The sequence below is a fragment of the Xanthovirga aplysinae genome (assembly GCF_009711365.1).
Lineage (GTDB): Bacteria > Bacteroidota > Bacteroidia > Cytophagales > Cyclobacteriaceae > Xanthovirga > Xanthovirga aplysinae.
This window is the reverse complement of sequence record NZ_SMMB01001121.1, coordinates 1-8,730: the sequence shown is the minus strand read 5'-3', so window position 1 is coordinate 8,730 and position 8,730 is coordinate 1. Positions and strand designations below refer to the sequence as shown.

The window sequence follows — 8,730 nt, the reverse complement described above, 5'->3', positions numbered from 1 at the left end:
ACTTTGATGGAAGCTGGCCTGGAGAATCAGTTGAAGTAAGACTGTTGAATGTTGAAGGTGTTGTGCTATTAAAAACACAGTTAGAAAAGGGACAGCATCAATTAAAACTTCCTTCTTTAAATAGTGGATTATACATTCTCTTTATTAGAAATGAGAATTTTACTCAGGTAATTCGTTTTATCAAAAACTAAAAAAGTATCAAAATTTAGGGGCAGGTTAATCTTGCCCCTATTATTTTAAATTTTTCAGGAAAATGGTAGACTAAGAGTTCTATTCTTAGAATCAAATAACTTAAAAAATATCAAAAGTAGACTTTTCTTGTTAATTATTTAATCCTTTTAGTCCTTCTATCAGTTTACTTTAGAAAAGTAGAAATCTTCTAAATAGCCGCCTTTATTGGCTTTACAAAGTGCTTCACCCAGCTCACCATAGTCATGTTCAATATTTCGTTCAAGGTAAAAAGTTTTATTCTTAACAAATTGAAAGATTGGCCTTAATTCCCGAAAAATTCAAACCTAGAAAAGTATTCGAAGGATTTAGTAAAGAAGACTTTCTTTTTATTCTATTCCTGTTGGGATATGTCGTAATACTCCTCCAAAATATTAATCTGGACTTTTGGAATGATGAAATCTATACTTTAAAAAACTTTGTTTTTGTTCCTATTGCCCAAACTCTTACTGACTATCATGTGCCCAACAACCATGTGCTTTTCAATCTGGTAAATAACATTTATTTAAAAATCATAGGCATCCAATCTCTTTATGAATTAATGGACAAGCCTTACCTTCTACGGTTGCTTCCTCTTTTTTACTGTTTATTGACGCTAGATTACGTGTATGCAATAGGGAAGGATTTCTTTAATAAGAAAATTGGGCTCTTAGCTGGAGTGATCCTGATGACCACTATTCCCTATTTTAATTTTGCTTTGCAAATTAGAGGATATGGGGTAAGTATGGCCTTGCTTAGCATTATTTTTTATTATGGCCTGCAATATATTCATCAAAAAAATAAACTGGCTCTCTTCAAAGTGACTATTACCACTGCTGCAGTCGTTTACGCTATTCCTCTAAACTTGTATTTCCTTTTAGGGTTTTGGGTGTATGGCTTGGTACATTTGATTACTAAATTTCCAGTAAGAGATCTTTTTAAAAGAAGAATACTTAATAAATTGAGACATGATCGATTTTTCCCATTGATGCTTTCTATATCAATTGGTGTATTAATTGCATTATTGCTATACTATCCTGTTTTTAAGGAGGTTTTTTTTAATGATTATGTTAAAACATATACTCCGTTTTGGGTAGGTTCTGCAATAGGTGTGATAATAAGAGATTTTCTCTCATTTAGATTTCTCTTAATTCTTCTGCTCTTTATAGGAGCGATTTTAAGTTATTCCTATATACAGAAGACTCCTAAAAAGAAACTTGACTTTTGGTTATTACTTACTCTGTTTTTCTTTCCCTTCTTTATCAGCTTTGCCCGGGGAGATCATGCCCCAGCCCGCGCTTTTGTAAATTTAGCACCATTTTATGCCCTTTTTTTAGCCAAGTTGATATATGAAGCATTGAAGGCAATTCCAAGGTTACAGAAATTCAGGTTAGGGGTCTTAGTGACTGTTTTAGTTTACTGCTTCTTTAGCTTTCTTTGGGAAAGAAGATCAATTGATCATAAGATGCTAAGTTATTTAAAATCTGGTCAGAAGGAACAAGGCTTGTACTATAGTTATTATATGAACCATTTCAGGCCTTTAGAGGTGACTAGATCTTTTTTGGCCAATTATTTTGACCATTCTTCTATTATTTTGCTAAAAGATTGTGATGGGCACGGTTTTACTAACTATTTGGATAAATTCCACATTTCTTATCAGTATTTCAATTTAAAAGAGCTGGATCCTTTACTTTCGTCCGGAAATAATATTTTTGTAATTACTAGCTTTCCAAATCAACTACATGAATTGATTAAGAAGGAATATCCTGATGTGAAAAGCAAGCTAGTAAGTGAGCCACTGAGTTATAATAATTTTGTACTTCTTAAAAGAGGTAAATAAAACAAAACCAAGAAATGGTTTAAGGCATGTTAGTCCTTAAATTTTTTAGTTTTGCCTACCACTTTTTAGGAATGAATGATTTACACCTGGGTTTATTAGCTTTTATTTGTGGGATTTTAGCTTTCCGGAGGATCCTTTTGGTTATAAAGATTACTAAAACAAAAGTAAACTTTTAAATTCCTTCTGGTCCGTATAATTTCATCCCTGTTTTAAACGTTTCATTTCCGCTATCTTTTTGGATTTAAATCCCCTATTCCAATTATTTTAGCGGTAGAATATGAGGATCTTCTTTAATTCCTAAAATTTATGAAATTCAGAGAAATTTTTATAATCTCTTCGGTAATCATTGTTGGGTTAGTGATTGCTGTTGGATCATTTTGGCCCTCCGCATGGTGGTCCATGATTTTGTTTGGCCCCTTGATCCTTATTGGATACACAGATTTTTTACAAAGAAAGCACTCCGTAAGGAGAAATTTTCCTCTTATTGGAAATATAAGATACCTTTTGGAGGCCATTCGTCCTGAAATCATGCAGTATTTTGTGGAAACGGATACAGAGGGAAGGCCGATCAATCGCTTGCGTCGTTCTTTAATTTATCAAAGAGCTAAAAATGTAAACGATACTACTCCCTTTGGCACCCAAAAAGATGTTTATAAGACCGGTTATGAGTGGATGACCCATTCCATTTATGCAAAAAAAGCCAATCATGAAGATGAGCATAAAAGAGTAATTATAGGAGGAAAGGATTGTAAAAAACCTTATGCGGCCAGTTTGCTTAACATATCGGCAATGAGTTTTGGTGCTTTAAGCAAAAATGCCATTATGGCCCTGAATAAAGGAGCCAAAATGGGTGGGTTTGCCCAAAATACCGGTGAAGGAGGGATTAGCTCCTATCATCAGGAGTATGGAGGTGATCTAATTTGGCAAATTGGAACAGGTTATTTTGGATGCAGGAATGAGGATGGAACCTTTTGCGAGGAGAAGTTTAAAGAGAAGGCCCATTTGGAACAAGTTAAAATGATCGAAATTAAGATCTCTCAGGGAGCCAAACCAGGCCATGGAGGGATTTTACCGGCTTCAAAGAACACCTCAGAAATTGCCCATATAAGAGGTGTTAAGCCAGCAACTGATGTATTGTCTCCCCCTGCCCATAGTGCTTTCCTCAATCCTGAAGAACTACTTCAATATATTCAGAAGTTGAGGGAGCTCTCCGGAGGAAAACCCATAGGGTTTAAACTGTGTATTGGTAAGAAGGAAGAGTTTGTCGCCATCTGTCAAACTATGGTTTCCACCAATATAAAGCCGGACTTTATTACCATAGATGGGGGAGAAGGAGGAACAGGGGCTGCACCTGTTGAATTTTCTAATACCCTGGGGATGCCTTTAAGAGATGGACTTTCTTTTGCTTATGATACCCTTTGTGGGTTTGACTTAAAAAAAGACATCAAATTAATGGCATCCGGAAAAATTATTTCCGGGTTCGATATTGCTAGAGCCATGGCTTTGGGTGCAGACTTGTGTTATAGTGCCCGAGCGATGATGATGTCTTTGGGTTGTATACAAGCTTTGCGATGTAACAATAATACTTGCCCGGTAGGTGTTGCCACTCAGGATCCTTCCTTAATAAGGGGCTTGAATGTAGAAGAAAAATCAAAAAGGGTTGCTTCCTATCATGATCAGACACTACACAGCTTTATCGAATTAATTGCAGCCTCTGGAATTGATACTCCTTCCGAAATCAGGCGTTCGCATATTTATCGCAGGGTTACCATGGAAAAAGTGAAGAAATATGACGAGCTTTTCCCTTATGTTGAAAATGGTAGCCTTATCCAGAATAATGTGGTTTTGGAAAAATATTCCCCAGGGATAAATTAGAAAAGATTGGGGGTTAAAATGGAATTTTATGAATACAATATTTTACATCTCCTATTTTGCAACCTAATGCAGAAGTTGAGGAATTTATAGATCACCTTTATGGAGATTTTGTTGGGGGAGAAGCAAAAAGTTGGACCTCTATAAGGGCAAATGATAAAAAAATATGCTAAAAAACAGGTCAGAGGAAATTACTCCTCTGACCTATTTCAATCCATTAAGTAGCTTATTAATCCAGCTCTATACTTACCTTTTGCATATTGTAAGCACTAAATATCCCTAAACCACCTTCTATATTGGTGGGGACTTGAATGGGTTCTGTAAAAAGATTATCACCAGTATAATTTTTCATTTTAGTGTGATAATCATAATACAGCTGATCTGTATTTAAAAGAAACCCTTCCAAAATTACCTCCTCCCTGTTTTCGTCATTTTCTCCCTCATTATCAGTGTTGGCCAACCTATATAATTCTGTACGAATTTTGTAATCCTTTCCAAGATTCCCTTCATCGGTAAGAAAAAGTCTCTCTTGATACCATTCATTTTCATATGATTGCCAGTTACCCTCTTGATCAATGAAATGGGTTACTGTTCTTTCATTTATAAAAAAAGCAAAATAATTGACACGTTCTTTTTCGGCCTTCCAGCTGCTTTCCAACCCTAATAACTCGATTTCTGTTTGCATAAAATCTTCATCTTTATAAGTATATGTACTCATTGAGAGTTCAGGAGCCTCCGAGGGCACACTACAGGAAGCGGTAACTGCTTTAAAGTTAGGTGAGGAAACCTTTAAGGTATAGGTTTTTCCTACTTCAATAGGAAATTGATCCGTGGAAATAGTATAATGAGATTCTTCAGTTTCATATCCATTTTCATCCACAGGATTATTGAAAATAAGTTTAACCTCTTTTTGACCATTATCTAGGGTAACCATGGCATCTTCGATAGTATTTGAGCCCCAAGTATTTGGAAGTAATCCCATTGTAGGAATAGTGGAATCCACATACACTTTAATATTCTCATCTTGAGGTGAAATAAAGGAGTATACTACCAGTTTATGATTATCAGTATCCAATTGCTCAGTTTCTACTTCTTCCACCAGACTAAAATCACAAGCCTGCAGGTTTGAAAGGAGAATCCCAAAAAGGATAAATTTTTGTAGTTTTTGTATGATTATTATTTTCATAGATATGGATGTCCAGATTCAATTAAAATTCAATTCGGTAACTGAAAGAAGGTAGTACAGGGAAAAGGGTGATTTTTTCCAGCACTCCTCTTTCTTGATTGCCTTCATATTTTGTGCTAGGCATGTAAAAGAAAGGGTTCTTGCGGTTGTACAGGTTATAAACTCCGATTTCCCATGTACGAGTCCATCGCTTTTTCTTTTTATGAAATTGTATGCCTACATCTAAACGATGATAAGCTTCTGCCCTAAAATTATTTTTTTCTTCATAGTCACTAACATTCTGGATATATGGAGGGAAATTTTGGAAATGATGTTCTCTTGCGTAATATTCCCTTTTTGCTAGGGTGTAGTTATTTCCCGTCCCATATACCCAACTAGCTGAAAGGGTAATGTTTTTTTTAGGCTTATAAATACCCACAATAGAAAGGTCATGCCTTCGATCGTATTTTGCAAAGAAAGGATTTCCAAAATTTATTTCATCAAACTGTAACTTAGTCCAGGAAAGTGTGTAACCAATCCAGCCAGAAAATTTTCCATATTTCCTCTGTAAAAGAAGTTCCGCTCCATAAGAAGTCCCTTGCCCTGAGGTGACGTTATCTTCCCAATTTACAGGTTCTGAATTTTCTGGTCCTTCCTCTAGGACCAAAAATGTTGCTCCTTCCTTGTAGCCAATTACATTTTTTGATTTTTTATAATAGGTTTCCAGTGTTAAAGAAAAGTTTTTATCAGGAAAATCCTTTGCCAAGCCTAAAGCCACTTGATTAGAGGATTGCGGCTTTACCTTGTCAGTGGAGGAAACCCAAAGATCTGTGGGAAGGCCAATTCCGGAGTTGCTTAATAAATGGATGTATTGATTCATAGAGGCAAAAGAAGCTTTTGCAGATAAGTTTGGGGCCAATTGATAGGCGGCAGAAATTCTAGGTTCAGGCTTAAAATACTGTTTATTATTATGAACGAAATGGCTTAGCCTAAGCCCAGCTTCAATATTAATTTTTTCGGTAGGTTTATAATTGTCTTCTAAATAGATTCCCGTTTCCAAGGATTCATATATTTCTTTTTCATTGGTGAATTCATTTTCGGACTCATCTTCTAAAACAAAAGCAGAGGGAATAAAGGTATGAAAGGTGCTTTGAAAACCTGCCCGAATATGGTGTTTAGGGTGTGGTAAAAAGTCCAGGTCATGCTTGATAGAAAAGTCGCGAATTCCTGATTTATACTTTAGCATGAAATCTCTACCTTGATAGGTTTCACTCACATCGATCCCAAACTCATAATCACTGAAAATAAAGGCAGTGTTGGCAAAAAGCTTATTGTTGAATAAATGGTTCCATCGTAAAGTTGCAGTAGCATTTCCCCAATCAATTCCTGCATCATATTTATAATCACTGTCCTCCATATCTTTTACAGAAAACCGATCTCTACCAAAATAACCGCTTAAATAAATTTTATCTTTTTGGCTTAATTCATAATTTAATTTTGCATTCAAATCATAAAAATAATATCCACCTTTTGAATCGGCAGGCATCAAAGGCCTTGTTAATAAGTCAATATAAGTTCTACGACCAGAAAGTAAAAAGGAGGATTTACCCTTTTTTAGGGGGCCTTCCAGTACGGCACTTGAAGAAATTAAACCAATGGCTGCTTTTCCATGATACTCTTCCTTGTGTCCTTCTTTCATATCCATTTTAATGACAGAGGAGAGTCGACCGCCAAAACGAGCGGGAAATCCACCTTTGTATAATTCTACGCTTTTTAAAGCATCTCCATTAAAAACAGAAAAGAAACCGAATAAGTGATTGGCATTATAAACAGTCGCATCATCAAGAATTAATAGATTTTGATCAGGTCCTCCCCCCCTAACGTATAACCCACTACTTCCCTCACTTCCGGACTGGACGCCTGGCATAAGTTGCAAGACTTTCAAAACATCCTTTTCACCAAGAAAAGCCGGAATGTCCTTAAGCTGTTGGACAGGTACTTTGATTAAACTCATTTGTGCCTGTTCGCTTACCTTTTCCTGCTGTTCAGCCACCACCTCTATTTCCTCAAGTTTGGTTAGGGATGGTTCTAAATCAAGGTTAAATTCTGTGTCTTTCTCTAAATTCACTTGGGTTTTAACAGCCTCATATCCTACAAATGAAAAAACAACTTCATAACTATCTTGGGGGACAGTGATGGAATAAAAACCATAGGCGTTGGTGCTGGTTCCTGTGCGAAGAGAAGGTAAGTAAATCGTTACTCCGGGCAACAATTCCCCACTACTTTTTTCTTTTACATATCCACTTATCGTATACCGTTGTGGAGTATTTTGTGAAATAGATTTGAGAGAGATTAAAAGCAAAAGAACAAATAAAACACTTTTAGTTTTTTTAATCATTTAATTACGTTTTTACATGAAATGTTAGGACTCGGGACCAAAAATTATATTTACTCTAATTCCTTTACTTTTGTAATAATTTATTTAAAATGTTGTAAATGAGTATTTTAAATTACAAATTCTTATGATTAAGTGTTAAAATAAATAAATTATTTTCGGAGCTGTTTTCCCAGAACTATATTTATTAGGAATAAATAAACCCTACCTTTAATTCAAAAAAAATATTATTTATGCAGTTTTTATTGAAATTATACATTTCCGCAATGGGTTGATCCTCTATTCTAAATGAGGTAATTCTATTTCCTCAATGTGTTACTTGTTTAAAATCTTTGAGAATAAAAACTATAATCCCTATTCGTTTATTCTTCCTTCTAACTTCATAATAATGCAATTAATTTTGACCCATTCCCTTTTAAAACCCCTCATTTGAAGCCAAAATCTATTCTTTTCTTAATTGAAATTGTAAATACTTGAAAGCTCAGTAATTAACTTCAATTTGTGTTTTCATTCATTATTCAAATAAACATTTACACTTTTCCATAGGTTATATTTTAGAATTAGAGGAAGCTGCTAAAACAGGGATAAACAAGATCTATGGGAGAAGAAAGAGAAATGAAATTTGAAAAACTTTCCATAGTTATACCTGTCTACAATGAAGAGAAAACCATTCCGAGAATATTAAATAAAATCAGAAAGGTAAAATTGATTGGTGAGCTTACCAAAGAAATCCTAATTGTTAATGATTGTTCAAATGATTCCTCTGAAGTTGTTATTCAGGAGTACATGTTTGAAAACCCAGGGCTAAACATTCAATATTATAAGCATGAGATTAATAGGGGAAAGGGAGCCGCTCTGCATACGGGAATCAAAAAAGCTACAGGAGAATATCTAATCATTCAGGATGCCGATCTTGAATACGATCCTGAGGAATATAATGAATTACTAACCCCAATTTTATCGGGAAATGCGGATGTAGTATACGGCTCCCGATTTGTAGGAAGTAACCCGCATAGGATATTGTTTTTTTGGCATACAATAGGAAACAAACTCTTGACTTTCATTTCCAACATGTTTACAAATCTAAATCTTACTGATATGGAGACATGTTATAAAATGTTTAAAACCTCTATCATCCAAAATATTAGTTTAAAAGAGAAGGGATTTGGTTTTGAACCTGAAGTTACAGCCAAAATTGCCAGATTAACTGGGATCAGAATTTTTGAGGTCGGAATATCCTATTACGGGAGA

The 8,730-nt window shown here is 35.0% G+C and carries 6 protein-coding genes; 4 read left to right on the top strand and 2 right to left on the bottom strand.

The genetic code is table 11. The annotated features are described in order from the left end of the window. The 3 genes from E1171_RS13475 to E1171_RS13465 form a co-directional block, all read left to right on the top strand. On the top strand, positions 1 to 191 hold a 191-nt coding region (locus tag E1171_RS13475; RefSeq protein WP_155206545.1), incomplete at its 5' end, for a T9SS type A sorting domain-containing protein. 296 nt (positions 192 to 487) lie between these two features. After that, complete coding sequence (locus E1171_RS13470) at positions 488 to 2,047, top strand: hypothetical protein (RefSeq protein WP_155206543.1); 1,560 nt, start codon at positions 488 to 490, stop codon at positions 2,045 to 2,047. Positions 2,048 to 2,353: 306 nt separating this feature from the next. Beyond that, the gene (locus tag E1171_RS13465) at positions 2,354 to 3,922 is read left to right on the top strand and encodes an FMN-binding glutamate synthase family protein (protein ID WP_155206541.1); all 1,569 of its coding nucleotides are present in this window, start codon (positions 2,354 to 2,356) and stop codon (positions 3,920 to 3,922) included. Between the two features lie 226 nt (positions 3,923 to 4,148). Here the strand turns inward: E1171_RS13465 and E1171_RS13460 are convergent, their stop codons facing one another. After that, positions 4,149 to 5,105 carry a DUF4249 domain-containing protein gene (locus E1171_RS13460; RefSeq protein WP_155206540.1) on the bottom strand — a complete coding sequence of 319 codons (957 nt, stop codon included), beginning with the start codon at positions 5,103 to 5,105 and terminating at the stop codon, positions 4,149 to 4,151. A 22-nt stretch (positions 5,106 to 5,127) separates the two neighbouring features. Further along, positions 5,128 to 7,482: a TonB-dependent receptor gene (locus E1171_RS13455; RefSeq protein WP_155206539.1), complete on the bottom strand. Its 2,355-nt coding sequence runs from the start codon at positions 7,480 to 7,482 to the stop codon at positions 5,128 to 5,130. A 594-nt stretch (positions 7,483 to 8,076) separates the two neighbouring features. Between E1171_RS13455 and E1171_RS13450 the strand changes: the two genes are divergently transcribed. After that, positions 8,077 to 8,730, top strand: a 654-nt coding sequence (locus E1171_RS13450; protein ID WP_246164339.1) for a glycosyltransferase family 2 protein, incomplete at its 3' end; no start/stop codon positions are given.